Origin of the sequence: Glaciibacter sp. 2TAF33 (assembly GCF_052114945.1) — a bacterium.
GTDB lineage: Bacteria > Actinomycetota > Actinomycetes > Actinomycetales > Microbacteriaceae > Cryobacterium.
Map to the genome: position 1 here is coordinate 147603 of NZ_JBFRFS010000001.1, position 26224 is coordinate 173826.

The 26224-nt window shown below is 69.1% G+C and carries 24 protein-coding genes; 12 read left to right on the forward strand and 12 right to left on the reverse strand.

Annotation, left to right across the window (positions count from 1 at the left end; all coding sequences use genetic code 11):
- Positions 1–27: 27 nt before the first annotated feature.
- The gene (locus AB4Y94_RS00775; protein ID WP_441723791.1) at positions 28–3018 is read left to right on the forward strand and encodes an FtsK/SpoIIIE domain-containing protein; all 2991 of its coding nucleotides are present in this window, start codon (positions 28–30) and stop codon (positions 3016–3018) included.
- Between the two features lie 69 nt (positions 3019–3087).
- On the opposite strand, the gene ald is transcribed toward AB4Y94_RS00775, so the two are convergent.
- Positions 3088–4203, reverse strand: a complete 1116-nt coding sequence (gene ald, locus AB4Y94_RS00780; protein WP_441723793.1) for an alanine dehydrogenase — start codon at positions 4201–4203, stop codon at positions 3088–3090.
- Positions 4204–4384: 181 nt separating this feature from the next.
- On the reverse strand, positions 4385–4996 hold the full coding sequence (locus AB4Y94_RS00785) for a TMEM175 family protein (RefSeq protein WP_441723795.1): 612 nt from the start codon (positions 4994–4996) through the stop codon (positions 4385–4387).
- A gap of 250 nt (positions 4997–5246) precedes the next feature.
- Here AB4Y94_RS00785 and AB4Y94_RS00790 point away from each other — a divergent pair, with 250 nt between their 5' ends.
- The 4 genes from AB4Y94_RS00790 to AB4Y94_RS00805 are packed head-to-tail and all read left to right on the forward strand — an operon-like array spanning position 5247 to position 9379.
- On the forward strand, positions 5247–6461 hold the full coding sequence (locus tag AB4Y94_RS00790) for an ABC transporter substrate-binding protein (protein ID WP_441723797.1): 1215 nt from the start codon (positions 5247–5249) through the stop codon (positions 6459–6461).
- Positions 6461–7660 carry an ABC transporter ATP-binding protein gene (locus AB4Y94_RS00795; RefSeq protein WP_441723799.1) on the forward strand — a complete coding sequence of 400 codons (1200 nt, stop codon included), beginning with the start codon at positions 6461–6463 and terminating at the stop codon, positions 7658–7660. The genes AB4Y94_RS00790 and AB4Y94_RS00795 overlap by 1 nt, the downstream gene beginning before the upstream one ends.
- 1 nt (position 7661) lies before the next feature.
- Positions 7662–8576 carry an ABC transporter permease gene (locus tag AB4Y94_RS00800; RefSeq protein ID WP_441723800.1) on the forward strand — a complete coding sequence of 305 codons (915 nt, stop codon included), beginning with the start codon at positions 7662–7664 and terminating at the stop codon, positions 8574–8576.
- Positions 8573–9379 (forward strand): ABC transporter permease, encoded by an 807-nt coding sequence (locus tag AB4Y94_RS00805; RefSeq protein WP_441723802.1) that lies wholly within the window; start codon positions 8573–8575, stop codon positions 9377–9379. Before AB4Y94_RS00800 ends, AB4Y94_RS00805 begins: the two co-directional genes overlap by 4 nt.
- A gap of 108 nt (positions 9380–9487) precedes the next feature.
- Here AB4Y94_RS00805 and AB4Y94_RS00810 read toward each other — a convergent pair whose 3' ends face one another.
- Positions 9488–10480 (reverse strand): asparaginase, encoded by a 993-nt coding sequence (locus tag AB4Y94_RS00810; protein ID WP_441723804.1) that lies wholly within the window; start codon positions 10478–10480, stop codon positions 9488–9490.
- 2 nt (positions 10481–10482) lie between these two features.
- Positions 10483–11916, reverse strand: coding sequence for a 4-aminobutyrate--2-oxoglutarate transaminase (gene gabT, locus AB4Y94_RS00815; RefSeq protein WP_441723805.1), 1434 nt, complete (start codon positions 11914–11916; stop codon positions 10483–10485).
- 92 nt (positions 11917–12008) lie between these two features.
- Here gabT and AB4Y94_RS00820 point away from each other — a divergent pair, with 92 nt between their 5' ends.
- Positions 12009–12494 carry an OsmC family protein gene (locus AB4Y94_RS00820; protein ID WP_441723807.1) on the forward strand — a complete coding sequence of 162 codons (486 nt, stop codon included), beginning with the start codon at positions 12009–12011 and terminating at the stop codon, positions 12492–12494.
- A gap of 174 nt (positions 12495–12668) precedes the next feature.
- Here AB4Y94_RS00820 and AB4Y94_RS00825 read toward each other — a convergent pair whose 3' ends face one another.
- Positions 12669–13094 carry a transferase gene (locus AB4Y94_RS00825; protein ID WP_441723808.1) on the reverse strand — a complete coding sequence of 142 codons (426 nt, stop codon included), beginning with the start codon at positions 13092–13094 and terminating at the stop codon, positions 12669–12671.
- A 182-nt stretch (positions 13095–13276) separates the two neighbouring features.
- Positions 13277–13594 carry a hypothetical protein gene (locus AB4Y94_RS00830; RefSeq protein WP_441723809.1) on the reverse strand — a complete coding sequence of 106 codons (318 nt, stop codon included), beginning with the start codon at positions 13592–13594 and terminating at the stop codon, positions 13277–13279.
- 87 nt (positions 13595–13681) lie between these two features.
- On the opposite strand from AB4Y94_RS00830, the gene AB4Y94_RS00835 reads away from it, so the two are divergent.
- Complete coding sequence (locus tag AB4Y94_RS00835; RefSeq protein ID WP_441723811.1) at positions 13682–14227, forward strand: CGNR zinc finger domain-containing protein; 546 nt, start codon at positions 13682–13684, stop codon at positions 14225–14227.
- A gap of 182 nt (positions 14228–14409) precedes the next feature.
- On the opposite strand, the gene AB4Y94_RS00840 is transcribed toward AB4Y94_RS00835, so the two are convergent.
- The gene (locus tag AB4Y94_RS00840) at positions 14410–15753 is read right to left on the reverse strand and encodes an aminotransferase class III-fold pyridoxal phosphate-dependent enzyme (RefSeq protein WP_441723813.1); all 1344 of its coding nucleotides are present in this window, start codon (positions 15751–15753) and stop codon (positions 14410–14412) included.
- A gap of 103 nt (positions 15754–15856) precedes the next feature.
- Entirely contained in the window at positions 15857–16636 is a 780-nt protein-coding gene (locus tag AB4Y94_RS00845; protein WP_441723815.1) for a lysophospholipid acyltransferase family protein, read from the reverse strand.
- A 94-nt stretch (positions 16637–16730) separates the two neighbouring features.
- Here AB4Y94_RS00845 and dxr point away from each other — a divergent pair, with 94 nt between their 5' ends.
- The gene (gene dxr, locus AB4Y94_RS00850) at positions 16731–17816 is read left to right on the forward strand and encodes a 1-deoxy-D-xylulose-5-phosphate reductoisomerase (protein WP_441723817.1); all 1086 of its coding nucleotides are present in this window, start codon (positions 16731–16733) and stop codon (positions 17814–17816) included.
- Positions 17817–17933: 117 nt separating this feature from the next.
- Here dxr and AB4Y94_RS00855 read toward each other — a convergent pair whose 3' ends face one another.
- Genes AB4Y94_RS00855 through AB4Y94_RS00865 form a run of 3 tightly spaced genes read right to left on the reverse strand, consistent with a single transcriptional unit; the run spans position 17934 to position 20812 of the window.
- Complete coding sequence (locus tag AB4Y94_RS00855; RefSeq protein WP_441723819.1) at positions 17934–18863, reverse strand: NAD-dependent epimerase/dehydratase family protein; 930 nt, start codon at positions 18861–18863, stop codon at positions 17934–17936.
- Between the two features lie 12 nt (positions 18864–18875).
- Positions 18876–19346, reverse strand: coding sequence for a mucin-associated surface protein (locus tag AB4Y94_RS00860; protein WP_441723821.1), 471 nt, complete (start codon positions 19344–19346; stop codon positions 18876–18878).
- Complete coding sequence (locus tag AB4Y94_RS00865) at positions 19343–20812, reverse strand: protein kinase domain-containing protein (RefSeq protein ID WP_441723823.1); 1470 nt, start codon at positions 20810–20812, stop codon at positions 19343–19345. Before AB4Y94_RS00865 ends, AB4Y94_RS00860 begins: the two co-directional genes overlap by 4 nt.
- 95 nt (positions 20813–20907) lie before the next feature.
- Here AB4Y94_RS00865 and AB4Y94_RS00870 point away from each other — a divergent pair, with 95 nt between their 5' ends.
- The 4 genes from AB4Y94_RS00870 to AB4Y94_RS00885 all read left to right on the forward strand — a co-directional run bounded on the left by AB4Y94_RS00870 (position 20908) and on the right by AB4Y94_RS00885 (position 24877).
- The gene (locus AB4Y94_RS00870) at positions 20908–22287 is read left to right on the forward strand and encodes a M50 family metallopeptidase (protein ID WP_441723825.1); all 1380 of its coding nucleotides are present in this window, start codon (positions 20908–20910) and stop codon (positions 22285–22287) included.
- A 143-nt stretch (positions 22288–22430) separates the two neighbouring features.
- Complete coding sequence (locus AB4Y94_RS00875) at positions 22431–23774, forward strand: sensor histidine kinase (RefSeq protein ID WP_441723827.1); 1344 nt, start codon at positions 22431–22433, stop codon at positions 23772–23774.
- Positions 23771–24430, forward strand: coding sequence for a response regulator (locus AB4Y94_RS00880; protein WP_441723829.1), 660 nt, complete (start codon positions 23771–23773; stop codon positions 24428–24430). The genes AB4Y94_RS00875 and AB4Y94_RS00880 overlap by 4 nt, the downstream gene beginning before the upstream one ends.
- A 126-nt stretch (positions 24431–24556) precedes the next feature.
- Positions 24557–24877 carry an SHOCT domain-containing protein gene (locus tag AB4Y94_RS00885; protein ID WP_441723831.1) on the forward strand — a complete coding sequence of 107 codons (321 nt, stop codon included), beginning with the start codon at positions 24557–24559 and terminating at the stop codon, positions 24875–24877.
- A 130-nt stretch (positions 24878–25007) separates the two neighbouring features.
- Here AB4Y94_RS00885 and AB4Y94_RS00890 read toward each other — a convergent pair whose 3' ends face one another.
- Positions 25008–26192 carry an acetyl-CoA C-acetyltransferase gene (locus tag AB4Y94_RS00890; RefSeq protein ID WP_441723833.1) on the reverse strand — a complete coding sequence of 395 codons (1185 nt, stop codon included), beginning with the start codon at positions 26190–26192 and terminating at the stop codon, positions 25008–25010.
- Between the last annotated feature and the right edge of the window lie 32 nt (positions 26193–26224).

The following is a 26224-nucleotide window of genomic DNA, read 5'->3' on the forward strand; positions in this document are numbered from 1 at the left end:
CTGCGTTGCTTCTGGTGTGCTGATGGCATGACGCTTCCCACCCGCCCCCTCCAGATGCCAGCGCCGCCCACCGAACCCCAGCGCGCCCCGTTTCCGCTCATCGCGAGCGTGGCGCCACTCCTCGCGTCGGTTGTGATCTGGGCGATCACCGGGTCGGCATTCATGCTCCTGTTCGCCGCCCTGGGACCGGTGATCATCGTCGCGACCCTGCTCGACGGTCACCGGGCCGGCAGGCGGCGGCGCCGAGCGGATGCCGTCGCGTACCGCAGCTCGCTCGACGCAGTCCGGCTCGCGATGGATCAACGGCACGCCGAGCTGCGAACAACGGCGTGGCACCGCACGCCGTCCGCCGCCGCGATCCTGTCCGGGAACGCAGACGACAGCCGATGGCGCTCCGGCGCGCCTGTCACCGCACTCGGATCAGGCGCGGTCCCGAGCGGCATGCGGCTCGAGGCTGCCGCCGTCACTCCTGCGACGGGCATGGACGCCGAACTTGCCCAGCGGGCGGCCGACCTCGGCGCGTCGGCCGCGACCCTGCGCGCCGCGCCGGTGACCGCGGATCTCACCGCGGGGGTGGGCCTTGTCGGGGCGGACCAGCTGGTGCTGGCCGCGGCGCGGGGACTCCTGATCCAGGCGGCCCACGCCCTGCCGCCGGATCGCGCCCTCGTCACGGCGCCTCCGGATTGGCGGTGGGCTGCCGCCCTGCCGCACCGGCATGCCCGTGCCCCGACCTGGGAGGTGGTGCTTGCTGGTGCTCGGCGCACCGACCGCTTGGTCGCGGCACCCACGCGACTGCTCATCGCACTCGCTGCGCGGCCTGAAGATCTCCCCGACGGATGCGCCACTGTCCTGTTCCTGCACGGTCCCCGGCGCGCCGAGATCCTGCTTTCACCCGACCACGAACCGGGGCTGGTGGTGCGCCCAGAGCTGGTCTCAGAGTGCGAGGCGATGGCATGGGCGACAGCGCTCGCAGAACGGGCCCTGCACGCCGGGTTCACCGGTGCGCCGTCGCTGCCGGACTCTGTGACGCTGGCTGACCTGCATCCGCTTCCCAAGCCGAATGGGGGAGAACCGCCGCCGGATCAGCCAGGCCCGCCTGCGGCGACCGGCTCCCTGGCCTGCCCGATCGGCCTCTCCGACAGCGGGCCGGTATGGATCGACCTGGTGCGAGACGGACCGCACGCGCTGGTCGGCGGTACGACCGGGAGCGGCAAGAGCGAACTGCTGGTGACCTGGATCGCGTCGATCGCGGCACGCTACCGACCGAACCAGGTCAACGTGCTCCTGGTCGATTTCAAGGGCGGTGCCGCGTTCGTTCCGCTGCTGCCGCTGCCGCACTGCGTCGGCCTGATCACGGATCTCGACCAGCGCGAGGCCGCGAGGGCGCTGGCGAGCCTCCAGGCCGAACTACGCTACCGGGAGCAGGTGCTGCGCGATGCGGGCGCCCGGGACGTCGCCGACGAGGCGGCGGCCGGGACGCTTCCGCGCCTGGTCATCGCCGTCGACGAGTTCCAGGCGATGCTCGACTCCTTCCCGGAACTGCACGCCGCATTCGTCGACATCGCCGCCCGCGGCCGGTCGCTCGGCATGCACCTGATCCTCTGTACCCAGCGGCCGGCCGGCGTGGTGCGTGACGCGCTGCTGGCCAACTGCAGCCTGCGACTTTCGCTGCGGGTGAACAACCGGGCCGACAGCATGGCGGTGATCGGAACGGATGCCGCCGCAGCCCTCCCGGCGTCGGCGCCGGGTCGTTGCCTGGTCGGATCGGGCGACCGTGTTCCCACGCCCTGCCAGGTGGCCGTGACCACCGCCGCCGATGTCACATCCATCGGAGCGGGCACCCCGGCCACGCCGCTACGCCGACCCTGGCGCGATCCCCTCCCGGCCCGGGTCAGCACCGATGAGCTGCTCGCCATGGAGTCTCGAGGGGAGGCGGCACCGGCGGCCGGCGGGTTGACCGGACGGCATGCGCGTGGCCCGCGTGGACTGTTGCTCGGGCTCATCGACCAGCCGACCCGCCAGCGCTATCGGGTGGCGCGCTACGACCCCGAATCCGACGGCAGCCTGCTGGTGATCGGGGGAGCCCGCTCGGGGAAGAGCACGCTGCTGGCCCGCCTCGGCGCCGAGGGTGGTGCGGTCGTCGTGCCGCCGGCCGTCGACGTGGCCTGGGACGCGCTGGTGGACGCGGGGGAGGGCCGGGAGGCAAGCAGGGGCGGCCTGCTCCTGCTCGATGACTTCGACTCGGTGTTTGCCCGGTGGGAGGGCGAATACCAGGCTGGCGCAGTCGACCTGCTCAGCGGGGTGCTCCGCGACGGCCGCGTGGTGGGAATGCAATGCGTCATCGCGATGCAACGGATCGTCCCGGCGTTGCGGGGGCTGCAGTCGATGTGCCCGAGCACTCTCGTGCTCGGACTCCAGAGCCGGGAGGAGCATCTCGCCGCCGGGGGGCTCGACGCGATGTGGGATCCCCGGCTTCCGCCGGGAGGCGGCAGTTGGAAGGGGGAACGCATCCAGCTCGTGACGGACGCTCCGGAAAGCGGCACCGGCACGGCCGCAGCCACCGGCACTGCAAGCGGTACGGAATCCCATGCTGGGCCGGCCGCGCCCGGCGGCGAGCCGGCGCCGGTGCTGCGGCTCGATCGGCCGCTCGCCGTCGTCTCCGGTCGGCCCGCCCGAACCGCGGCGCACCTGCGGAGCGCCGCCGCGGGCGCAGGACCCGGACGGGCCGCCGACATCGTCGAGCTCACGTCGAGCGCCTCCGGCATCGAGGTGACGGATGCTGCGGCCGGCACGATCCTGGTCGGAGAACCCGACGCGTGGCAGCTGAACTGGCCGCTGCTGGCATCCGTTCGCACCCGCATGGAGTTGGTCTTCGACCAGTGCAGCCTGGCCGACTACCGCCTGGTCACCCGGCGCCGCGACCTGCCGCCCGCTGTGGTGCCCGGGCGGGGCCAGGTGTGGGTGCTTGACCCCCAAGGCGCCGTCCGCCGCGCCCGCCTCCCCGCGAAAACGCAGTAGTTGGGCCTATGACTCGTTCATAAGCCCAACTACTGCGTTTTCGCGGGGCTGGGCTCGGGGATAAGCGGATCAGGCGAGTGCGTCGGCCAGGTCGCGGTGCGGCAGCGAGTGGGCGTTGGCGACGGGTTCGTTGATCACGGCGCCGCGGAAGGTGTTCAGGCCCAGGGCGAGCGCGGCGTCCGCGCGCAGGGCGTCGGCCCAGCCGCGATTCGCCACGGACCGCACGTAGGGCAGGGTCGCATTGGTGAGGGCGTAGGTGGATGTGTTCGGTACCGCCCCCGGCATGTTCGCCACGCAGTAGAACAGCGAATTGTGCACCGTGAACGTGGGGTCGGCGTGAGTCGTGGGATGCGAGTCGGCGAAGCAGCCGCCCTGGTCGACCGCGATATCCACGAGAACGCTGCCGGGCCGCATCCGTGACACCATCTCATTGCTCACCAGCTTCGGCGCCTTCGCGCCCGGGATCAGTACCGACCCGATCACCATGTCGGAGTCGACCACCGCTTTGTCGATCTCGAAACTGTTCGAGGCGATCGTCTTCACCCGGCCGTAGTGCAACGCGTCCAGTTCACGCAACCGGAACAGGTTCGTGTCGAGCACGGTGACCTCCGCGCCGAGCCCGAGGGCGACCTGCATGGCCGCCGTGCCGGCGACACCGCCGCCGAGGATGGCGATCTTCGCCGGGTGCGTCCCCGGCACGCCGGGAACCAGCAGCCCCGGCCCGCCATTCGGCTTCAGCATGGCGTTGGCGCCGACGATCGGCGCGAGTCGCCCGGCGACCTCGCTCATCGGGGCGAGCAAGGGAAGGGCGCGGGAGGGCAGCTGCACCGTCTCGTAGGCGATCGCGGTGACGCCGCTGGCCAGCAGGGCGCGGGTCAGTTCTTCCTCGGCCGCCAGGTGCAGGTAGGTGAAGAGCACGAGGTCGTCGCGGAAGAAACCGAACTCGCTCGCCACCGGCTCCTTGACCTTGAGCACCATCTGCCCGGCGGCCCAGGTCGATGCCGCGTCGGGGAGGATGGTGGCGCCGGCCGCCCGGTACCGCTCATCCGGAATCGACGAACCGGTACCCGCTCCCGTCTCAATGAACACCTCGTGCCCGTTGCCGACCAGATCATGGACCCCCGCCGGCGTGATCGCAACGCGGAACTCGTTGTTCTTGATCTCTCTGGGAACTGCGACCTTCATCTCACTCCTTCAAACGGGGACGGCTCTGTCCCCCGGGGCCAGCATACCTGCGTCCGCTGGCAACGGTTTCGATGGATTATTGCGTGATTCGATGCCGAATCCGCAGTAAACGGATGCGTGGCCAACGATTTCCGAGGATGCTCGGCGCTCTGGCGGCGGCCGGTCATTCGCGCCCGGCTGGTTACCGGCCGAACCGGGTGCGCTCCAGCACCCGCTTCGCCGGACCGCTGAACGCCAGCAGGAACAGGGCGAAGTAGTTCACGACCGGTATCAGCACGCCGATCAGCAACGCGAGCACGAACAGGCCGGTGGTGGAGACGCTGCTGAGCAGGACGTTGCGGGCGATCGGATTGTCCACGGCCTGGAGCGCTGGATTGCCGCTCACCATCAGGGTGAGCAGGGTGAGCAGCGCGCTGCTGGTGAGCATCGTGCCGATATAGAAACTGATCGTCACCGGCCCAGGATCGAACTGGGCGGTCATCGCGGTGGGAAGCGGCAACACCACGATCGTGAAGGCCCAAGCCAGGCTGCACCACACGACCCGACGGTTGTACGCGGCGATGTGCTCGAACAACCGGTGGTGAGCCACCCACAATCGGGCGATGACGGCGAAGCTGATCAGGAATGCGAAAATTTGCCCGTTGTGGCTGGTGAGGAACGCCCCGGCGCCGGAGTCGCTGTCAGACGCGTTGGACGCCGCATCGACCAGCGGCAGGATCAGCAACGTGATCGCGATGGCGACCACGGCATCCGTGAAGAAGATCAGTCGCTCGAGCCCGCGGGTGGTCGGCATGCCCCCAGATTAGCGAAAACCACGATCGTAGTCGCCGCTCCGGCGCGCCTCGCCGGCCCCTGCCGTTCTCGCACGCGGAACGGCCCGCGGGGTGCTGATTTCGCATCGATTCGAGCGGGATGTTAACGATTAGGCCCCTCCTGCGTGTGTTAGACCCACGATTGTGCAAGTATCGATCCACTCGCACAGGAGCGAGAAGCGCTAAACCGCACGTGAGCACGTGCCCTCGCTGAGTGCAAGGAGACCCGCCATGAAACCCAGGCCGCTTCCGTCAGATCCGATGATCCAGCAACTCATTCGCGAGGCCCAACGGGCGCAGATGGGCCGTCGTGCCCTTCTCGGCGGGTTGGGCGGCGGCGCGGCGGCGCTCGCGCTCGCGGCCTGCTCGACCGGTGGCGCGGCGGCCAGGCCCACCGCGGCATCCGACAAATCGGATTCGGACAAGACGCTGAACTGGGACAACTGGGCGCTGTACATCGACGTCGACGACAACGGCGGGTACCCGACGCTGGAGGCATTCACCGCGGAGACCGGCATCAAGGTGAACTATTCGGAGGCGGTCGACGACAACAACACCTACTACGGCAAGGTCAAGGACCAGCTCGCGCTGGGCCAGGACATCGGCGCCGACACGGTCTGCCTGACCGACTGGATGGCGGCCAGGTGGATCCGGTTCGGTTACGCCCAAAAGCTCGACCAGGCCAACATCCCGAACCTCGCCAACCTCACCCCGGCGCTGGGGGACGTCGACTTCGACCCGGGCCGGGAGATGTCGGTGCCCTGGCAGGGCGGGTTCGCCGGGATCTGCTGGAACAAGGACAAAATACCCGGGGGCATCGCCAGCGTCGAGGAACTCTGGGACCCGCAGCTCAAGGGACGGGTCGGCGTGCTCTCCGAGATGCGCGACACCATGGGCCTGCTCATGCTCGACGGGGGAGTCGACATCTCCGGCAGCTGGGGGGACGACGAATTCAGTACCGCGGTCGACGTGCTCAAGAAACAGATCGCCGACGGGCAGATCCGCAACATCAAGGGCAACTCCTACAAGGAGGACCTGGTCAACGGTGACACCCTCGCTGCGATCGTGTGGTCAGGGGACATCACCCAGCTGAACGCGGAGAACGGCGAGCATTGGGACTTCATCGTCCCGGACAAGGGCGGAACGCTCTGGAACGACAACTTCCTGGTGCCGATCGGGTCGAGGCGCAAAAAGAACGCGGAAACCCTGATCAACTACTACTACGAGCCCGAGGTCGCGGCCGAGGTCGCCGCGTACGTGAACTACATCACCCCGGTGGTCGGTGCGAAGGAAGCCGCGACGGCGATCGACCCTGAGCTCGCCGCGAACCAGCTCATCTTCCCCGACGAGGCGACGCTCGCCAAGGCAAGGGTATTCCGCTCGCTCACCGGCGCTGAAGAGCAGAAGTACGACGCCCAATTCCAGAGCGTCCTCCTGGGATCGTGATGGCCGCCGGCGCATTCGCCGACCGGGGAGCCGACCTCGAACTGGTCGGCATCCAGAAGCGGTTTCCCGGGTTCACGGCCATCGAGAATCTCGACCTGACGATCCCGGCCGGGTCGTTCTTCGCGTTGCTCGGTCCAAGCGGATGCGGGAAGACCACGACGCTCCGCTTGGTCGCCGGCCTCGAGGACCCGACCCGGGGCCGCATCCTGATCGGCGGGACGGACGTCACCGCCCAGAAACCGTATCAACGGCCGGTGAACACCGTGTTCCAGAGCTACGCCCTGTTCCCGCACATGACCGTGCTGGAAAACGTCGCATTCGGGCTGCGGCGGCGAAAGATCGGTGATCCGGTCGCCAAGGCACACGAAGCCCTTCGACTGGTCGAACTCGACCACCTCGCGTCCCGCCGCCCGCTCCAGCTCTCCGGCGGCCAGCAGCAGCGGGTGGCGCTGGCCAGGGCCATCGTCAACCGGCCGGCGCTGCTGCTGCTCGACGAACCGCTCGGCGCCCTCGACCTCAAGCTCCGCCGCCAGATGCAACTGGAGTTGAAGACCATCCAGGAAGAGGTGGGGCTGACCTTCCTGCACGTGACCCACGACCAGGAAGAAGCCATGACCATGGCCGACACGGTCGCTGTCATGAACAAGGGGCGGATCGAGCAGATGGGCGCGCCCGAGCAACTCTACGAACTGCCGCGCACAGCCTTCGTGGCCAACTTCCTCGGTCAATCGAACCTGTTCAGCGGGACCGTCTCCGGCACCACCAGCGAAGCGATCTCCGTGGACGTCGCAGGCACCCGTGTGTCGGTTCCCGTGTCGCGTGCCCAGCGGCACGCCGGAACGGTGACGATCGGAGTGCGGCCGGAGAAACTGACCCTGCATCGCGACGCGCCGGTCGAAGACTCCGGACGCAACCGGATGGGCCCGGGCCGGATCATCGACGTGTCGTTCAGCGGCGTGAGCACCCAGTACCTGGTGGCCGTCCCCGGTGTGGGCACCCTGGTCGTTTTCGCCCAGAACATGGCGTTCGGACCGGTGGCCCAGGACGGCGACGAGGTGTGGGTGAGTTGGGACGTCGCCCACGGGTTCGGGCTCGAGGACGAACCAGACCAGGCGCCTCGGTTCGCCGCCGACACCGACACGCGCAACATCGCGGCCCAGAAGCGGGACGTCCTGCTCGCGGAGCTCGAGGAAGCCTGAGATGGCTTTCGCGGCCTTCGCCAGCACCACGAACACGGCAGACGCCCCACCGCGCCGCAGCAGCCGGATCGCACTCCTGCTGCTGCTGCCCGGCATCCTCTACCTGGTCCTGTTCTTCCTCGCCCCCCTGGTTTCGCTGTTACTGACGTCGTTCCAGGCGCCGACCGAGTTCGGAGACGTCGGCCAGTTCAGTTACGCGTTCCGCTGGGAGAACTACGCCGACGTCATGCGCGACTACTGGCCGCACATCGTGCGGTCGTTCGCGTTTGCACTCGCCGCCACCGTGTTGGCGCTGCTGTTCAGCTACCCGCTGGCCTACTTCATCGGGGTGAAGGCCCGGCGCTGGCCACTGCTGCAAAGCCTGATGCTGGTGCTGGTCATCGCGCCGTTCTTCATCAGTTTCCTGCTGCGCACCCTGGCCTGGAAACAGTTGCTCTCGGACGAGTCCTTCGTGATCTCCTCGCTCAAGGCGCTGTCGTTGCTGGCACCGGATGCACACTTCACCGGGACGCCGGCCGCGGTGATTTTCGGCCTGACCTACAACTTCATCCCGTTCATGACCTTGCCGCTCTACACCACCCTGGAACGCCTGGACCCGCGCTACCTCGAGGCCGGGAACGACCTGTATGCCGGTCCGTTCCAGGTCTTCCGGAAAATCACCGTTCCGCTGTCGATGCCCGGCGTCGTCGCCGGAACCCTGCTGACGTTCATCCCGGCGGCCGGCGACTACATCAACGCCAGCCGCGACTTCCTCGGCGGCCCAGACTCTCAGATGATCGGCAACGTGATCGAAGCGAACTTCCTGGTGCTGCTCAACTACCCGGCGGCTGCCGCCCTGTCGATCATCCTGATGGCCGTGATCCTGGTGATCGTCAGCGTCTATGTGCGCCGATCCGGGACGGAGGACCTGTTGTGAAGCTCTCTCTCGGAAAGTGGCTGCTGCCGCTCTACTCGGCGCTCGCGCTGATCTTCCTGATGGTTCCGATCGGGTACACCTTCATCTTCTCCTTCAACGACTCACTGAAGTCGAACATCGCCTGGCGCGGGTTCACCTTCGACAAATGGCTGAACGTCTGCGCCGTGCAGAACGGGGCGGTCTGCCAGGCGTTCGGCAACAGCCTGCTGATCGGTGTGGTTGCGACGGTGGTCGCGACGGCGCTCGGCACCATGATCGCCATCGCGATCGTGCGCTACCGGTTCAGGTTCCGCTCCAAGATCAGCCTGCTGCTGTTCCTGCCGATGGCGACGCCGGAGGTCGTGCTCGGGGCGGGGCTCGCCGCCCAGTTCCTGTCCGTCGGCGTGCCGAAAGACATGCTCACCATCATCCTGGCCCACATCATGTTCTGCATCAGTTTCGTGGTCGTGACGGTGAAGGCGCGGGTTGCGAGCCTCGACCCCGCGCTGGAAGAGGCCGGCCGCGACCTTTACGGCTCTCCCGGCCAGGTGTTCCTGCGCGTGACGTTCCCGTTGCTGCTGCCGGGCATCATGGCAGCAGCCTTGCTCTCGTTCGCGCTGAGCTTCGACGACTTCATCATCACCAACTTCAACTCGGGGTCGGTGACGACCTTCCCGAAGTACATCTACATCTCAGCGGCACGCGGCATCCCGGCGGAAGCCAATGTGATCGCATCCGCTGTCTTCATCTTCGCGCTCGTGCTGGTGGTGACGACGCAGGTGTCCGGCGCCGTCCGGGCGAAACGGCTCGCCCGACAGATCTGAGCCGAGGGCGCCCCCGCGGGCATCTCGCGGGGCCGGGGAACCAGCTGAAGCGGCCGGCATCCGCATATCGCGTTCGCGGTGCCGCACAGCTGGTTCTGATGCGCCCGGTCAGGCGTAGCTGGGCCGGATCTGCCCGACCGGGCGTCCGCCGCCGAGCACGGCGAGGTTCAGTTCGGGCGCCACCGCGTCGACGTCGGCCCGGTTGATCGCGCCCGCGTCCGCCAGCAGGTGCAGCGCCACGATCGACGCGGCACGCAAGTTGCCGTCGAGGATCTTCAGCGCGACGGTGGTGCCGTTGTCGGCTGAGGCGACCATGATGCCCTCTGCGCCGCCCTTGACGAACAGCCGGAGCCGCTCGATCACGATGGTGTCTGCCTGCCCGGGTCCAGCGATCACCCAGCCGTTCTCGCGCACGGCCTCGGCCAGGAAGCCGGCTTCCCGGTAGATCGCGAACGGTGAATTCGACCGGGACGTGGCGATGCGGGCGATGCCGCGGGCCAGAGCGGTGAGCGAGAGTGCGTGCACGGGCGCGCCGCAGCCGTCGATGCCGGTGGCGGACGGCCGTTCCCCGGTGAAGCGTTCGACGACGTCCAGGACCCGTTTCTGCAGCGGATGCGCCGGGTCGAGATAGCCCGCCAGCGGCCAGCCGTTCGCGGCGCAGGCGACGAGCATCGCCGCATGCTTGCCGGAGCAATTCATGTAGATCGGGTCCTTGCCCGCACCCAGGCGCACCAGTGAGTCCCGGGTCTGCTGGTCATCGGGCCACGCTGCAGGGCAGCCCAGTGCCGTGACCGGGATTCCCGCACGCGCCAGCAGCCCGCGCGCCAGGTCGGCGTGCTTCTGGGTGCCGCTGTGGCTCGCGGTCGCGATCGCCGCGTCCTCCCCGCGCAGGGTGACCCCGCTGGCCATCACGGCGATCGCCTGGAACGGTTTCATCGACGAACGGGGGAAGACCGGTGTGGTCACGTCGCCGAGGGCCCGCAGCACCGCGCCCTCACCGTTCAGCACCACCGCCGAGCCGGCGTGGCGCGACTCCACGAAGCCACTGCGCTCGACAACGGCCAGCTCGACCGCTGAGTCGAGCGCGAAAGTCTCGGCCACGCTCAGCGCTTCTCGGCGTTGCGCTCGGGTGCCGGCAGCTCGGCGATCGCGTCGTCGATCACCGACAGCGCGTCGGCGATCAGCGCGTCGGACAGGGCCAGGCTCGGCAGGAACCGCAGCACGTTGCCGTAGGTGCCGGCGGTGAGCAGCAGCACGCCGTGCTGGGCCGCGTAGGCGGCGATCGAGCTGACCGCTGCGGCGTATGGCTCCTTGGTGGTGTCGCCGGTGCCGGGCTGCACGAGTTCGATCGCGATCATCGCGCCGCGCCCGCGGATGTCGCCGATGATGTCGTACTTCTGCTTCAGCGCTGACAGGCCGGCCACCAGCGCGCGTTCGATCCGCGCCCCCTGGGCGAGGAGGTCGTTCTGCTCGATCGACTCGAACACGGCGATCGCCGCAGCGCAGGCGACCGGGTTGCCGCCGAAGGTGCCGCCCAGGCCGCCGGGCTGGGAGGCGTCCATGATCTCGGCGCGGCCCGTGACGGCGGCCAGCGGCAGTCCGCCGGCGATGCCCTTGGCGGTGAGAACGAGGTCGGGGGTCCAGCCGAAGTGCTCGCTGGCGTAGTACGCGCCGGTGCGGGCCATGCCACTCTGGATCTCGTCGGCGATCATCACCACGCCGTTGACGGTGCACCACTCCTGGAGGGCGGGAAGGAAGCCGTCGGCCGGGACCATGAATCCGCCCTCGCCCTGGATCGGCTCGACCACCAGGCAGGCCAGGTCGCTCGCGCCGACCGCCTTCTCGAGGTAGGAGATCGTGCGCCGGGCGGCATCCCCTCCGCTCAGTCCGTCGTGGTACGGGTAAGAGCTGGGTGCGTGGTAGACGTCGCCGGCGAGCGGGCCGTAGCCGGTCGCATACGGGGCGGCCTTGTAGTTCATGGCCATCGTGAGGTTGGTGCGACCGTGGTACGCGTGGTCGAGCACGGCCACCGCGCGGCGACCGGTGAACTTGCGCGCGATCTTCACGCCGTTCTCCACGGCCTCGGCGCCGGAATTGATCAGCACCGACTTTTTCGGCCAGGAGCCGGGCGTGTGCGTGGCGAGGAGCTCGGCTACACGCACGTACTCCTCGTACGGGGTGATCGTGAAGAGGGTGTGGATGAACTCCTTGACCTGGCCGGCTGCCGCCTCGACCACCGTGGAATCGGTGTGGCCGATCGTGGTCACGCCGATGCCCGCGCCCAGGTCGATGAACTGGTTGTCGTCGACGTCGACGAGGATGGCACCGTTTGCCTTCTTGATGTACACCGGAAGGGTCGAGCTCACGCCGGCCGAGACCACCGCGAGCCGACGCTGGTGCAGTTCCTCCGACCTGGGGCCGGGGATGGCCGTGACGATGCGGCGTTCCTGGGGGATCGTGTACACCGGTTCCGCGGCGGGGGCGGTGCTGGGCGCAGTGTCGGAGGGGGCGGAAGTCGGTGTGAGCGTCTCAGTCATGGTGTCTCCCAGCTTACCGATGGGCGTCTGATTGGCCGCGGTGTTTTCCTGCGAGAATCAACGCGGGCAGGCGTATTACCGGAGGGTTGGTCATGAAAACTGCGCACCACTATGAAGTGCGGGTGTCCTGGGCCGGAAACCGCGGCACCGGCACGAGTCATTACCGCGCCTACGGTCGCGAGCACGTGGTCGCCGCGTCGGGGAAGGCGCCGATCGCGGGGTCTGCCGATCCGACCTTCCACGGCAACGCGGAACGCTGGAACCCGGAGGAACTGCTGCTGGCCGCGCTCAGCCAGTGCCACATGCTGTCCTACCTGCACGCGGCGACCCGGCACGGTGTGACCGTCGTCGAGTACACGGATGCCGCGGTGGGAACCATGCAGCAGACGGATGACGGCGGCGGCCACTTCACCTCAGCCACCCTCCGCCCCCGGGTAACGATCAGCGACCCGGCACAGCGTGAGCTCGCCGACTCGCTGCACGCCGAGGCAGCACGCCAGTGCTTCATCGCCTCGTCGGTGAACTTTCCGGTCGGTCACGAGGCGACGACGGTGGTCGCCGGGCCGGGCGCTTCCTGACTTGCGGCCCGGGCCGGGCGTCGCGCGCCGGATTCGGTTGCGCGAAAACATCACGGATCGGCGATGAGTGCACCAAAACATCACAGATCGCGTTGTTTCAGCCTGCCCTTGCTGTTTTCGCGCAGCGGCGGATTCGGCGGCGGGTCGGGGCTACGCAGGGCCGCAGCGCCGTAGCTACGCGGCACGGGCGTAGCCCCTGCCGGCCGGACCACCGGCGCGGATGCCGCGCACGATGCTGTTGTCGGGCAGGTGCTCGTCGAAAGCCACGCTGGCACCTTGGCCGATCTGCGAGTTCGCACCGATCCGTGCATGGCTGCCGAGGCGAGCCCCGCGTCCGATCCGGGTGCCCGCGCCCACAAGTACGTCGGCGCCGATGAAGACGTCCGCTGACACGGCAACGTCCTGCCCGATCCAGCTGCCGGAGCCGATCCACGCCCGACGCCCGACGCGTGCGCCCGACTCGACGTACGCGGACGACTCGACGAACGCAGTTGCGTCCACCTGCGCGCCAGGGGAGACCATGCCCCGGCCGTTGCCGTGACGGCGATACCGGACGGTGGCGCCGCTCTCGTCCTCAAACTCCTCGAAAACTTTGCTCATGACCGCTTAAACACCGGCCGGGACGGTTTCCATACCAACGCATGGGAAAATGCTGTGCGTTACCTGTGTGATCGGTGGGACACGCGCCTGAGACCGTGGGTCTGGGTGCGTCAGATGCTCGTATGTGGGGAGTGGTGTGCTCGACGGGCGGGGGGCGGTGTTCGGACACCGGCCGGCACGGATCAGGCGGAGGCGCACCCGAGGGTGGCCGCCCCGGCTCCTGCGCCCACCCGGGTGGACAGCGCCGGCGCGGCCGGTGGCGTCACATCCGGGCGCAGGCCGTCCGAGTCAACACTGCCGACACGGCGCGCGGGCGACACCGCGTCAGTGGCGGGCCTGGGCAGCGCCCAGCGGTGGATCGCCGCAGCCCACTTCCGGTCACGGATGCGAGTCGGCGCGTCGTCGTCGCCGATGCGCTTCCGGCGCAGCGCGATCTCCCGCTCGGCCTCCCGCTCGCGCAGGCCTGTCATTTCGGCGGCGAAGTACGCCAGGTGATTCATGGTTGCTCACTCCATTGGTAGAAAACCGGTGTAACTGACTTGCAGGTTACAGCCTAGCTAACCCCCAAAGCAGCTACAATGGTTACCGTGAGCGATGGCAGGAATCGACCGAAGGTCGTCCAAAACGACCCGGTGCCCGGCGCCTCCGGAGCGGAAACGGATTCGCCAGGACCGGATGCGCCTGGGCTGAGCGACGAAGACCTGCTGGTGGACTTCCTGAACACGGTCGACGTCGAGGACGGCACCGATCTGCTCGGGACCGAAGCGGGGCTCGCCGAGTGGGCCGCCGCCTACGGCCTGGAGCCGGGCGACGCCACCGCGACCCGCAGCATCCGCACCGCCCTGCGGTCACTGGTGACCGGCGGCCGTCCGGAACTGCCGAGTGTCACCCTGCACCCGTCCTGTGACGGTGACGGTGTGAGCCTCACCAGTGACACGGTCGCCGAGGCGGCGCTCGCCGCGACCGTTGTACTCAGCATCCAGGGCCGGATCAAGCGGGTGAAGCTCTGCAACGCCGAGACCTGCCAGTACGCCTACTACGACCGGTCCCGCAACGGGTCGCGCGCCTGGTGCAGCATGGAGATCTGCGGAAACCGGCAGAAGGCACGCAGCTTCCGCGCCAAGCAGGCCTGAATCGGTCCGGCGCCGCGCCGGTCCTGATGATTGTGCGTGGTAGCGGATGTGCGGGTAGCGAAAACCGGATGCAGAGGTGTGCGAATGCGTTTTCCCCCGGTTTTCGGCTACCGACACGCGATTCGTCAGGTTTTCGCTACGCCCGGCCGCAGGCTGACGCGCAAACCGGGCCAGCCGTCGCCCTACGACGCGTGCGCGCTGAGTTCGGTGAGTGCTTCTTCGATGACGGATGCGGCGTCGTCGATCAGTTCGTCCGAGATGACCACCGACGGCATGATCCGCAGCACGGAGTCCCAACTGCCGGCGTCGAGCACGATGACACCGTTCGTGGTGGCGTGCTTGAGGATCGCGGTGAGCGCCTCCGGATAGGGCTTCTTCGTCCCGGGGTGCACCAGTTCCACCCCGAACATGGCGCCCTTGCCGCGGACCTCGCCGACGATCGGGAAGCGCTCGGCCCAGTCGCCGATGCGCGCCCAGAGCGCCTTCTCAACCCGCTGGGCCTCGGCGAGAAGGTTCTCCCTCTCGATGATGTCGAAGACGGCCAGTGCGGCCGCGGTGGACACCGGGTTGCCGCCGAACGTTCCGCCGATGCCTCCGGGCTGCACGGCGTCCATGATCTCGGCGCGCCCGGTCACCGCGGCCAGCGGGAAGCCGCCGGCGATGCCCTTGGCGGTGGTGACCAGGTCGGGTACGACGCCGTGGTGCTCGATCGAGTACCAGGTTCCGGTGCGGGCGATGCCGGCCTGGATCTCATCGGCCACGAAGACGATGCCGTTCTCGGTGCAGAACTCGGAGAGCCGCTTGAAATAGCCCGGTGCCGGGATGATGATGCCGCCGTCGCCCTGGATCGGCTCGACAAAGAACGCGGCGACCTCGCTGGCGCCGATGTGGGTCTGGATGTAGTCGATGGTTTTCTCGGCGGCTTCCTCACCGGAGAGGCCGTCGCGGAACGGGTAGCTGATCGGAACGCTGTACAGCTCGGCGGGGACCGGGCCCATGCCGGCACGCTCCGGCCAGGGTCGGTAGGTCATTCCCATCGTCAGGTTGGTGCGGCCGTGGAAGGCGTGGTCGAGGCTCACGATGGCACGACGCCCGGTGTACTTGCGGGCGATCTTGACGGCGTTCTCCACCGCTTCGGCGCCGGAGTTGACCAGGATGGAGTGCTTCTCGAAGTCGCCGGGCGTGATCTCGGCCAGCTTCTCGGCCACCCGGACGTAGTTCTCGTACGGGGTGACGGTGAACAGGGTGTGGGTGAGCTTGGCGGCCTGGGCCGCGGCCGCGGCGGCGACCTCCGGGTGGGCGTGGCCGATCGTGGTCACGCCGATCCCGCAGCCCAGGTCGATCAGGTGGTTGCCGTCGACGTCGACCAGGATCGCGCCCGAACCCTGCTCCATATAGATGTTCGCGAGGGTGCCCGCCCCGCGGGAGACGGACCGCACCCGGCGCTCCTGGAGTGCGACCGACTTGGGGCCGGGGAGATCGGTGACGATTGTGCGCTGCTGGGGGACTGAGAACTCGCGGGTCATGCCTCCAGCCTACGTTGCCTGCATTTCCACCTTGTGACAGGACGCCCGGCCCAGCCGCGGCAGCCCCGGAACCCGGCCCGCGGCATCCGTTTGCTGTGAGCGCTCAGCGGCGTTCGCGCGGGAAGACGCGGTCGGCGATCTTGTGCAGTGCGCCGGCCGGCGGCGACTCGTTGTAACTGCCGGCGAGCTCCTGGCCGGTGAGGGCGTGGATCGCCGCCATGATCTCGTCGGTGGCCTGGCGCCGTGCTTTGCCCGACGAGGCGTTGCCGTGCTTGCTGACGTCGATCGGCTCGCCGAACTTCACCGCGATCTTGCGGATGCGCGGAACCTTCGCGCCCACCGGCTGGATTTCCTCGGTGCCGATCAGGCCCACCGGCACGACCACCGCTCCCGTGGTCAGTGCCAGCCACGCCACGCCGGTGCGGCCCTTGTAGAGCCGGCCGTCGAGCGACCGGGTGCCCTCAGGGTAGATCGCAAACGCGTTGTCGGACTCGAGGATGCGCCGGCCGGCATCAAGGGCGTCCTGCGCGGCCTGCCCCGCGCCACGCTCCACACCGACCGCACCGATGGAGGTGAAGAAGTTGCGGGAGACCCAGCCCTTCGGGCCGGTGCCGGTGAAATAGGTGCTTTTCGCGAGGAACTGCACCCGACGCGGTGCGGTGAGTGGGATGACCAGGCTGTCGATGAAGGACAGGTGGTTGCTCGCGAGGATGACGCGGCCGGTCTTGGGGATGTTCTTCTTGCCGGTGATGGTCGGACGGAAGACGAATCGGGCGATCGGGGCCATCAGGCCGTAGCCGAGGAAATAGACGAAACCGGGTCGCTGCGCGTCCAGGACGCCGTCGTCGTCGCGGGTCGGTTCGGCTTCGTCGTCACCTGTCACAGGTCGACATTACCCCCGGGTATATGCGTGGATCGGCATGTGCATTCGGGGTCGATCCGCTGGCAACGCCGGGCGCTGCGCCTAGCATGGGAGCGTGCAGAGAGTAATCATCCTCGGATCAACCGGCTCGATCGGAACACAGGCGCTCGATGTCATCAGGTCGCATTCGGCGCGGTTCGAAGTCGTCGGCCTCTCCGCCGGCCGCAACCGCGACCTGCTCGACGAGCAGGCAGCCGAGTTCCAGGTCGAGAACACGGCGCTCGGGGAGGCAGAGGCGGAGCAACTGGTGCGCGACGTCGACGCCGACGTGGTGCTGAACGGCATCACCGGCTCGGTCGGGTTGGGGCCCACCCTCGCCGCACTCGAAGCCGGCCGCACCCTGGCGCTGGCGAACAAGGAATCACTGATCGTCGGCGGCGACCTGGTGAAGTCGATCGCCGCGCCCGGGCAGATCGTGCCGGTCGACTCGGAACACTCCGCCATCGCGCAGGCGTTGCGAGCCGGAACAGCGCAGGAGGTGCGCCGGCTGGTGCTGACGGCATCGGGCGGGCCGTTTCGCGGCCGCGGCCGCGACCAGCTGCGGGACGTCACGCCGAGCGAGGCGCTCGCGCACCCTACGTGGGACATGGGCCTGGTGGTTACCACCAACTCGGCGACACTGGTGAACAAGGGCCTCGAAGTGATCGAGGCGCACCTGCTGTTCGACGTGGAGTACGACCGCATCGACGTCGTGGTGCACCCGCAGTCGCTGGTGCACTCGATGGTCGAGTTCATCGACGGGTCGACCATCGCGCAGGCGTCACCGCCGGACATGCGCCTTCCGATCTCGCTCGGCCTGGACTGGCCGAACCGGGTCGGCGCCGTCGGCGAGCCGATCGACTGGACCACCCCGCACACGTGGACGTTCGAGCCGCTCGACGAGGTCGCCTTCCCCGCGGTCGCGCTCGCCAAACAGGTGGGCCGGGCCGGCGGAACCTACCCGGCCGTCTTCAACGCCGCCAACGAGCAGGCCGTTGCGGCGTTCCACGCCGGTCGCATCCCGTTCCTGGCGATCGTCGAGACGGTGCAGCGGGTAGTGGAGGCGCACGAACAGGACGGCCCGCTCACCCGGGAATCCCTCGCCGCCGCCGAACTCCACGCCCGTTCCGCGGCCGACACGCTGATCGCCGCCCGCATCTGATCCGCGCCGCCGGGATTCTGGTTCCCGTGAGGGGTCACAAATCGACCTTCACAGGCGATGGGAAGGTCGATTCGTGACCCCTCAGCTCGATTTCGGGCGACGGATGCGCGGTGCGCGTCAGTCGCGACGCGGATCGGGCCGGTAGCTGTCTGCCGTCGCAAACAGGGCCTCGTCCCACAGTGATGCGGTTACTCCGAGTTCACGTTCGGTCTCGGCCGAATCGATCAGGAACGGCACGGTGAATTGGTAGCTCGACGCCCACACCTCGCGCATCATCGGGTTCACCGTGCCGAGGCCGCGCAGAAGCCACTGCGGGTAGCCGGAGACCTTTCCGGTGCTGTGGAAGTGGGCGTTCAGCTCGTCGGCGATCGCGTCGCGGCTGTGCGCGCTGCTCGGCACGTGCCACACCCGTCCCCAGTCGCCGGTGAAGTCGGCGGCCGCGATGAGGGTGGTCGCAATGTCGGGCAGGTAGCTCCAGCTGTGCATCAGCTCGGGTCTTCCCACCACGTGGGCGGTTTTGGAGGCGAGGACGGCCCGGAAGAACGACTCGCCGAGGTGGGCCGTCCCGGCGCTGCCCGGGCCGAAGTAGTCGCTGGCACGCACCTCGACGGCACGGATCTCGCCCCGATCATGCGCTGCCCGCATCGCGTCCCAGCAGGCTTTGCGGATCAGGCCCTTCTTCTCCGTCGTCGTCTCCGCGGTGTGCTCCGTCATCGCTCCGGCGGGTGAACCGTACGGGTACAGGTTGCCCATCGATATGATGCCGGCGCCGGAGGAGGAGGCGGCGGCGATCGCGGCGCTGAAGATCGGCGGCCACTGCGCCGCCCACTCGGGATACGGCGGATTGGTGCACAGGAAGATCGTGGTGGCGGCGGCGGCCGCGCGGCTGAATGCGGCGGGATCGGCGGCGTCGAGCACAAGTGAAGTGGCGCCGGCCACGGCGGTGCCCGAGCGGGTGGCGACGGTCACCGTGTCGCCTCGCGCCGCGAGTCGTTCAGCGACCGGTCGACCGATCAGTCCGGCGCCGACAACAAGGTGATGGGCCATGAGTTGCCTCCGTTAGCAATCATCCTTCTTTTTACACTTATCGCTCTTGTCCTTTCCGTTTCCCTTGCCATTCCCGTTGTTGCCGGTATCACCTGCGTTGCCGGCATCAGCGGGGGGCGGCGCTTCGACGGTGACCGCCGGCGCCGGCGCGGGCGTGGGCTTGCTTGCCTCGATGGCGGCGGACAGGTCGGCGCCGACCAGGTTGATCGCTGACTGGATCCTGGCTGCGCGGGCGCCGCTGACAGTTCCCGCCGCGGCCGCGGCCAGCAGGTCGCCCTGCACGTCGCCCAAGGCCGATTGGGCGGCCGCGAAATCGCCTCCGGCGGCCTGGGTCGATACGTCGAACACGCCGGTTTGCAGCCGCGACGCGGTCGCATTGTCCAGGTCGGCCGGGGCGTTCGAGCACCCGGTCAGCGAGGCGACGATGACCACGAGGCCCGCTGCGACGAGGGCGGCCCGCGATCTCACGCTGGTGCGGCTCATGGCGTCACACTTTCCTGAAGCTGACGCAGGTGGTCGCCGAGGGTGCCCTCGACGGCGGGGTACGTCGGCGGTGCGCTCGCCGGCTCGGGCGGGCGCACGGCGAAGACGATCGCGATGATGGCCACGATCACGGCCAGCGCAACCACGACCGAGATGACGGTGCGGCGGGGAGACGCCTGAGCGGATGCCGCGGGCGGCGTTCCCGGATCCACCGGCGCTGGCCGCCGGGCAGCCGGGGTGGTCGCGGTGGCCGGAGTGGTTTCGCTCGCCGTGCCGGCCGGCCCGGCCGTGCCGGCCGGGCCGGGAGCACCGGGCTCGGCGAAGCGCTCTGTGGCCGCAGTCGGCTCGCTGGGGGCGTATTGCTTGGTCGGCGCCGTGTGGTCGGCCGGCCCGGGCATCGCCTCGGTCGCGACGCTTGCCGGGGTCACGTCCGCCCGGTGGTCCGTCCCCGCCGCAAGCAACTCTGTCGCGGCCGTCCCGGCCATCGCCACCGTCGCTTCGGTCACCGTCGCTTCGGTCCCCGCGGTGCCCGACGCGGTGCCCGCCCCGCGCGCGGAAAACGGCACGGCGGCATCCGCTGAACGCAGGCCAGCCTCGACCTCGAAGATGCCGCGCAGGGCGGCCGCGGCGATTTCCGGCAGCATCCGCTCAGCGGGTTCGCGGGCCGTCATCGCCTCGAGCAGGTCGCGCCACAGCGGACCAAGGGGAGCCGGGACCATGGGCTGCCGCTGCAGCCGCGCCATCGCCGACTCCACCGCGGTACCGGGGAAGGCGCGCTCGCCGGTGAGGCATTCCAGCAGCACCAGGCCGAGCGAGTACACGTCGCTCGGGGGGCCGATGGCGGCGCCGAGCGCCTGCTCCGGGCTGAGATACGTCGCGGTGCCGATCAGGGCGCCGGTCGCGGTGAGGCGGGTGCTGTCCAGGAGCCGGGCGATGCCGAAGTCGGCGAGCTTGGCGTGCGACATCCGGCCGGGGAACTCCGACGGGGCCAGCAGCACGTTCGCCGGTTTGATGTCGCGGTGGATGATGCCGCGGGAATGCACATAGTGCAGGGCCTCGGCCAGGTCCGCGCCGATCTCGGCGACTTCCGCGCGGGGGAGTGGCCCGGTCGAGATGCGGGCCCGCAGGTCGGTGCCGTCAACGAACTCCATCACGATGAAGGTGCGCTGCACACCGTCGACGACGGCGGTACCGGCATCGAACAGGGTCACCAGCGCGAAGTGGTTGAGGCTCGCAAGCACCGACACTTCGCCGCTCTGTCGCTCGGGCTCCGCGGTGTCCGCACTGTCCAGCCGGAACAGCTTGACGGCGACGGTGCGCCCGAGCGCGACATCCGTCGCCTCGTAAACGGATGCCATCCCCCCGTTGCCGATCAACCGGTCGATGCGGAAGCGGTCGCCGAGGAGGGCGCCGATCGGGCCGATGGTGTGCGTCTCAGACAGGGGGACCTCCTTCACACTGCTCACTCAGTCAAGCAAACCACGGTCAAGCAAACCATGGTGCGGCCGGGCATAGGCAACGGCCAGCCGCTTTGCAGCTTCCGACGACTAATCTGTCGACTGTGGAAACCGTGCTGCTGTTCATCGTGGGTGTCGCCGTCGTGGTCGTCGGCCTCGCCCTGTCGATCGGGCTGCACGAAATCGGGCACCTGGTGCCCGCCAAGCTGTTCGGGGTCAAGGTCACCCAGTACATGATCGGCTTCGGCCCCACCCTCTGGTCCAGGCGCAAGGGCGAGACCGAGTACGGCGTGAAGGCCATCCCGCTCGGCGGCTACATCTCGATGATCGGCATGTTCCCGCCCGCCAAGAGCGGCGGCGCTGCCCGCACTGCCAGCACCGGGTTCTTCCAGACCCTGGTGCAGGAAGGCGAGCCGGACCGCAAGCCCAGCGCCCTCTCGACCATGGTCGAGGATGCCCGGCAGGCCAGCAGAGAGACCATCGGCGAGGGCGAGGACCACCGCGCGTTCTACCGGCTCCCGGTGTGGAAGCGGATCGTCATCATGCTCGGCGGCCCGACCATGAACCTGCTGATCGCCATCGTGCTGTTCGCGATCCTGTTGATGGGCTTCGGCACTGCCCAGGCGTCGACCACCGTCGGCAGCGTCTCCTCCTGCGTGCTCCCGGCCACCAGCACCCGCCAGGCCTGCGCGCCCGGCGATGAGCAAGCCCCCGGCGCCGCTGCCGGCCTGAAGCCCGGGGACAGGCTGGTCAGCATCGACGGCACCGCCATCGGCAGCTGGGCGCAGTCCACCGCCCTGATCCGCAACGCGCCCGGCACCCCCCTGAACGTCGTCGTCGAGCGCGACGGCGCCCGGAAGACACTCGTCATCACCCCGAAACTCACCGAGCGTTACGTGACGGATGCCTCCGGCGCGGTCACGAAGAACGCCGCAGGCAAGCCGGTCACCGCGGAGGTCGGTTTCGTCGGAATCGGCCCCGCCGGCGAGCTGGTGCAGCAGCCCGCCACCGCGGTGCTGCCCGCCGTCGGCGAGAACATCGGCGCGGTGGGGCACATGATCCTGAATCTTCCGCAGCGACTGGTCGACGTGGCCAACGCGGCATTCGGACCGGGAGAACGCGACCCGAACGGTCCGATCAGTGTCGTCGGCGTCGGCCGGGTCGCCGGCGAGATCGCCAGCATCGACACGATCCCGGTGGCGAGCAAGGTCGCGAGCCTGCTCGGGCTCCTGGCTTCCCTGAACATCGCGCTGTTCGTCTTCAACCTGGTGCCCCTGATGCCGCTGGACGGCGGACACGTCGCCGGAGCCCTGTGGGAAGGCATCCGCCGCTTCTTCGCCAAGCTGTTCAAGCGCCGCGACCCGGGACCGGTGGACACCGCCAAGCTGATGCCGCTGACCTTCGCCGTCGTGATCCTGCTCGGCGGCATGAGCCTGCTGCTGATCTACGCCGACATCGTCAAGCCGATCAACCTGTTCGGCTGAGGCCGACTCGGTGATCGAGCCTCTCGAGACCTCGTGATCTCGGCGGGCTCGATCACCGCGGTACTCCCGCGGGAGTAGTCAGCCACCAGCGAGGGCGCCCGGGGTCGGACTCGCCGCGACGCGCGCGGAAGTAGCATCGGACTATGCCATCGTCCACGGACCACGCCGAGTACGCCTCCGGGTGGCCGGAGCGCGGACGGGGCTGGCCCGGTGAGCAGATGCCGCAGCGGGCGCGCCTCTGGCTGCCGGTGGTCATCTCGTTCCTCGTCCAGGTTCCGCCCACTGCCTTCCAGCTCTGGCGAAGCCGATGGGAGGGTGGACGGTTCGGCGACAACCCGTTCGTTCCGATCGACAACGGGTCGTTCGACGGCGGGCTCTTCGACGATGCCGGGCACGGAGCCGGCGCGGTCGGACTCGGTTTCGCCGGCGCCGGCCTGCTGGTGCTCGCCCTGGCCGTCGTCGGTCCGCTGGCGCTCATCGCCGCCCGCCGATTTCCGGGGCCGGTGGCTGGCCTCTGCGCCCTCGCGGCCGCCGCGCCGATCCTGATCGACCCGACCGTGGTCACACCGTTCGCGGCGCTCGCTTTCGCCATCGTGCTCGGGATCGTGCGCGGTGCGCGGATCTGGGTGTACGCGGCCGTCGCCGTGGCCTGGGTGGTCACCATCGTGCTCGCCGGGCTCTGGGGCATCACCTTCAATCCGTTCCGGGTGGCCGGCACCACGCTCGTGCTGGTCGTCTTCATGGGCATGGGCGAGGCGATCCGCCGCCGCCGCGACCGCATAGTGGAAGTCCGGCGCACCACCGACGCGCGCCGAACGACCGCGGAACAGCGCGAGCGCGTGCGGATCGCCCGCGAACTGCACGACGTGCTCGCGCATTCGCTGTCCCAGATCAATGTGCAGGCCGGAGTCGGCCTGCACCTGATCGACAGCCAGCCGGAGAAGGCGGCAGAGGCCCTCGCGAACATCAAGAGCGCAAGCAAGAACGCGCTCGACGAGGTGCGCACCGTGCTCGGCATCCTGCGCTCGGACCCCGCAGAGGGAGGCAGCGCCCCGCTGACCCCCGAACCCGACCTCGCGGGCCTGCCGGCGCTGATCGAGTCCTTCCAGGCGCAGGGCCTTGACGTCACATACGTCAACGCCCTCGAGGCGCCGAACGCCGCGACCGCGGCGACCCAACTCGCCCTCTACCGGATCTGCCAGGAGGCGCTGACCAACGTGCTACGGCACGCGGAAGCGAGAGGGGCATCCGTCTACCTCGGCGTGGACCGCGGTTCCTACCTGCTCACGGTCACCGATGACGGCACCGCGCAGGCCCACGACCGCTCGATCGAACCGGGCGGCGGCCTGCTCGGGATGCGCGAGCGCGCCGAGCTTCTCGGCGGCACCCTGCGGACCGTCCGGGCCGTGAACGGCGGTTTCCGGGTCGAGGCGCGGATTCCGGTGCCCGTCGTGCGGGCCTCGCAGGGCGACAGGGGCAACGGATGATCCGGGTCGTCATCGCGGACGACCAGCAGCTGATCCGCGCCGGCTTCAGGTCGCTGCTCGAGTCGGAGCCGGACCTCGAGGTGGTCGCCGACGTCGGCACCGGGCGGGACGCGGTGGCCGCGGTCACCCGGCTGCGCCCCGACGTCGTGCTGATGGACATCCGGATGCCCGACGGCGACGGACTGTGGGCGACGGAGCAGATCGTGCGCACCCCAGAACTCGCCGGGACCCACATCGTCGTCGTGACCACGTTCGAACTCGACGAGTACGTCGCCCGTGCGATCCGGGCCGGTGCGAGCGGGTTCCTGGTGAAGGACACCGAACCGACCGAGCTGATCCGTGCGGTGCGCGTGGTGGCGGCGGGGGAGGGGCTGCTGTCGCCGAGCGTCACCCGGCGGCTGCTCGAGCGGATGGCGTCTGGCCTGGCCGAACCCCGCGACGACAGCGCACTCACCACGCTCACCGAGCGCGAACGCGAAGTGCTGGCGCTCGTCGGCCGGGGGCTCACCAACGCGGAGATCGGCGCGCACCTTTTCCTCAGCCCGCTGACGGCGAAGACGCACGTGTCGCGAATCATGTCCAAGCTCGCCGCCCGCGACCGGGTACAGCTGGTGATCCTCGCCTACGAAGCCGGCCTGGTCACGCCACGGCAGTAGGCGCACGCGGTCGCCTGCTCCCGCGGGTGTAGCCCAGGTGACTCCGCCGGGCAGATTCGCCGGCGCATCCGTTCGACGACGCTGGGGTTACCGGTTCACTCAGAACCCCCGACGAATGGACACATCATGCTGACGACTGCAGTTCTCACCGAGCTCGCCGCCCACCCGGGTTGGGGCTGGGGAGGCGGGCCGGGCTGGCTCTTCCTGCTCATCCCGCTGTTCTGGATCGCCTTCTTCGTGATCATCTTCGCGATCTTCGGCCGCCGCTGGCGCCGCGGCTGGAACGGCCAGGGCCCGTACCCGTATGGTCACGGCCAGTCGGACGCCCTCAGCGCCGAGTCGACACTGGCCGAGCGTTTCGCGCAGGGCGACATCGACGAGGTCGAGTACCGGGCACGGCTCGAGGTGCTCCGCGCCAACCGTCCGGCCGGGCCGCCCGTGAGGTAGCCACACGGGCGCTGCGGCGCGGGTGTGCGGCAGTAACGCCGTTATGCGGCAGGCGCGCCACGCGCATAGCGGCGCAACTACCGCATATCACCGTGCGCCGGGTGGCGGCGGGCGCAGTACGCGGCACCGCTCACCGCGACAAAAGCAACGCCTCACCCTGACCGCCGCCGCCGCACAGCGACACCGCGGCCTTGCCGCTGCCCCGCCGTGACAGCTCGAGGGCTGCGTGCAGCGCCAGCCGCGCACCGGAGGCGCCGATCGGGTGCCCGATCGCGATCGCCCCGCCGTGGATGTTGACCTTCTCTGCGGGCACGCCCAAGTCCTTCGACGACTGCAGCGTGACCGCGGCGAACGCCTCGTTGATCTCGACCAGGTCGAGGTCGGATGCCTGCCATCCCTGCCGCGCCAGGGCCGCGCTGATCGCGTGCGACGGCTGCGAGTGCAGCGAGTTGTCCGGGCCGGCCACGTGCCCGGACGCTTCGATCACGGCCAGCCAGCTGAGCCCGTGCTCCTCGGCCCACTCTCGGCTGGTCACCACGACGGCGCTCGCGCCGTCGGAGAGCGGTGACGAGTTTCCGGCCGTGATGGTTCCGTCCTTCGAGAATGCGGGGCGCAGCGCGCCCAGCGTCTCCGTGGTGCTCGAACCGCGCACCCCCTCATCGGTGCTGATCAGCAGCGGCTCGCCCTTCCGCTGCGGAACGCGCACCGGCGTGATCTCGTCGTCGAACACCCCACCGGTCTGCGCGGCCGCGGCGCGCTGGTGCGACGCGGCCGCGATCTCATCCTGCTCAGGCCGCTGGATGCCGAGGGTCCCGTTGATCTTCTCGGTCGAGAGCCCCATCGACAACCCGTCGAAGGCATCCGTCAGCCCGTCGTGGGCGGCGTGGTCGAGCGCGGTGACGCTGCCGTATGCCCAGCCCTGCCGGGAACCAGGCAGCAGGTGCGGGGCGCGCGACATCGACTCCTGGCCCCCCGCGACCACGACGCTGGCTTCACCCAGGCGGATGAGCCTTGCCGCGTCGACAACGGCGGCCAGCCCGGAGAGGCAGACCTTGTTCAGCGTCATCGCGGGCACGCTCCACGGGATGCCGGCGGCGATCGCGCTCTGCCGGGCCGGGTTCTGGCCGCACCCGGCCTGAAGCACCTGTCCCATCAGCACGGCGTCCACCTGCTCCGGGGCCACACCGGCCCGCGCGAGTGCGCCTTCGATCGCGGCACTGCCCAGCTGCACGGCAGTGAGGGAGGACAGCTGGCCGTTCACCCGGCCCTGCGGGGTGCGCGATCCGGCGAGGATGACGACGTCTGGTGTGCTCATGGTGACTCCTTCGTCTGCGGGGTTCTGAACCA

Excerpts from the sequence above, each read along its gene's own strand:
- AB4Y94_RS00840 (WP_441723813.1), bottom strand. The coding sequence starts at position 15,753 with ATGACCCGCGAGTTCTCAGTCCCCCAGCAGCGCACAATCGTCACCGAT.
- AB4Y94_RS00875 (WP_441723827.1), top strand. The coding sequence starts at position 22,431 with ATGCCATCGTCCACGGACCACGCCGAGTACGCCTCCGGGTGGCCGGAG.
- ald (WP_441723793.1), bottom strand. The coding sequence starts at position 4,203 with ATGAAGGTCGCAGTTCCCAGAGAGATCAAGAACAACGAGTTCCGCGTT.
- AB4Y94_RS00855 (WP_441723819.1), bottom strand. The coding sequence starts at position 18,863 with ATGGCCCATCACCTTGTTGTCGGCGCCGGACTGATCGGTCGACCGGTC.
- AB4Y94_RS00790 (WP_441723797.1), top strand. The coding sequence starts at position 5,247 with ATGAAACCCAGGCCGCTTCCGTCAGATCCGATGATCCAGCAACTCATT.
- AB4Y94_RS00825 (WP_441723808.1), bottom strand. The coding sequence starts at position 13,094 with ATGAGCAAAGTTTTCGAGGAGTTTGAGGACGAGAGCGGCGCCACCGTC.
- AB4Y94_RS00800 (WP_441723800.1), top strand. The coding sequence starts at position 7,662 with ATGGCTTTCGCGGCCTTCGCCAGCACCACGAACACGGCAGACGCCCCA.
- AB4Y94_RS00820 (WP_441723807.1), top strand. The coding sequence starts at position 12,009 with ATGAAAACTGCGCACCACTATGAAGTGCGGGTGTCCTGGGCCGGAAAC.
- AB4Y94_RS00775 (WP_441723791.1), top strand. The coding sequence starts at position 28 with ATGACGCTTCCCACCCGCCCCCTCCAGATGCCAGCGCCGCCCACCGAA.
- AB4Y94_RS00885 (WP_441723831.1), top strand. The coding sequence starts at position 24,557 with ATGCTGACGACTGCAGTTCTCACCGAGCTCGCCGCCCACCCGGGTTGG.
- AB4Y94_RS00830 (WP_441723809.1), bottom strand. The coding sequence starts at position 13,594 with ATGAATCACCTGGCGTACTTCGCCGCCGAAATGACAGGCCTGCGCGAG.
- AB4Y94_RS00890 (WP_441723833.1), bottom strand. The coding sequence starts at position 26,192 with ATGAGCACACCAGACGTCGTCATCCTCGCCGGATCGCGCACCCCGCAG.
- gabT (WP_441723805.1), bottom strand. The coding sequence starts at position 11,916 with ATGACTGAGACGCTCACACCGACTTCCGCCCCCTCCGACACTGCGCCC.
- AB4Y94_RS00860 (WP_441723821.1), bottom strand. The coding sequence starts at position 19,346 with ATGAGCCGCACCAGCGTGAGATCGCGGGCCGCCCTCGTCGCAGCGGGC.
- AB4Y94_RS00795 (WP_441723799.1), top strand. The coding sequence starts at position 6,461 with ATGGCCGCCGGCGCATTCGCCGACCGGGGAGCCGACCTCGAACTGGTC.
- AB4Y94_RS00785 (WP_441723795.1), bottom strand. The coding sequence starts at position 4,996 with ATGCCGACCACCCGCGGGCTCGAGCGACTGATCTTCTTCACGGATGCC.
- AB4Y94_RS00880 (WP_441723829.1), top strand. The coding sequence starts at position 23,771 with ATGATCCGGGTCGTCATCGCGGACGACCAGCAGCTGATCCGCGCCGGC.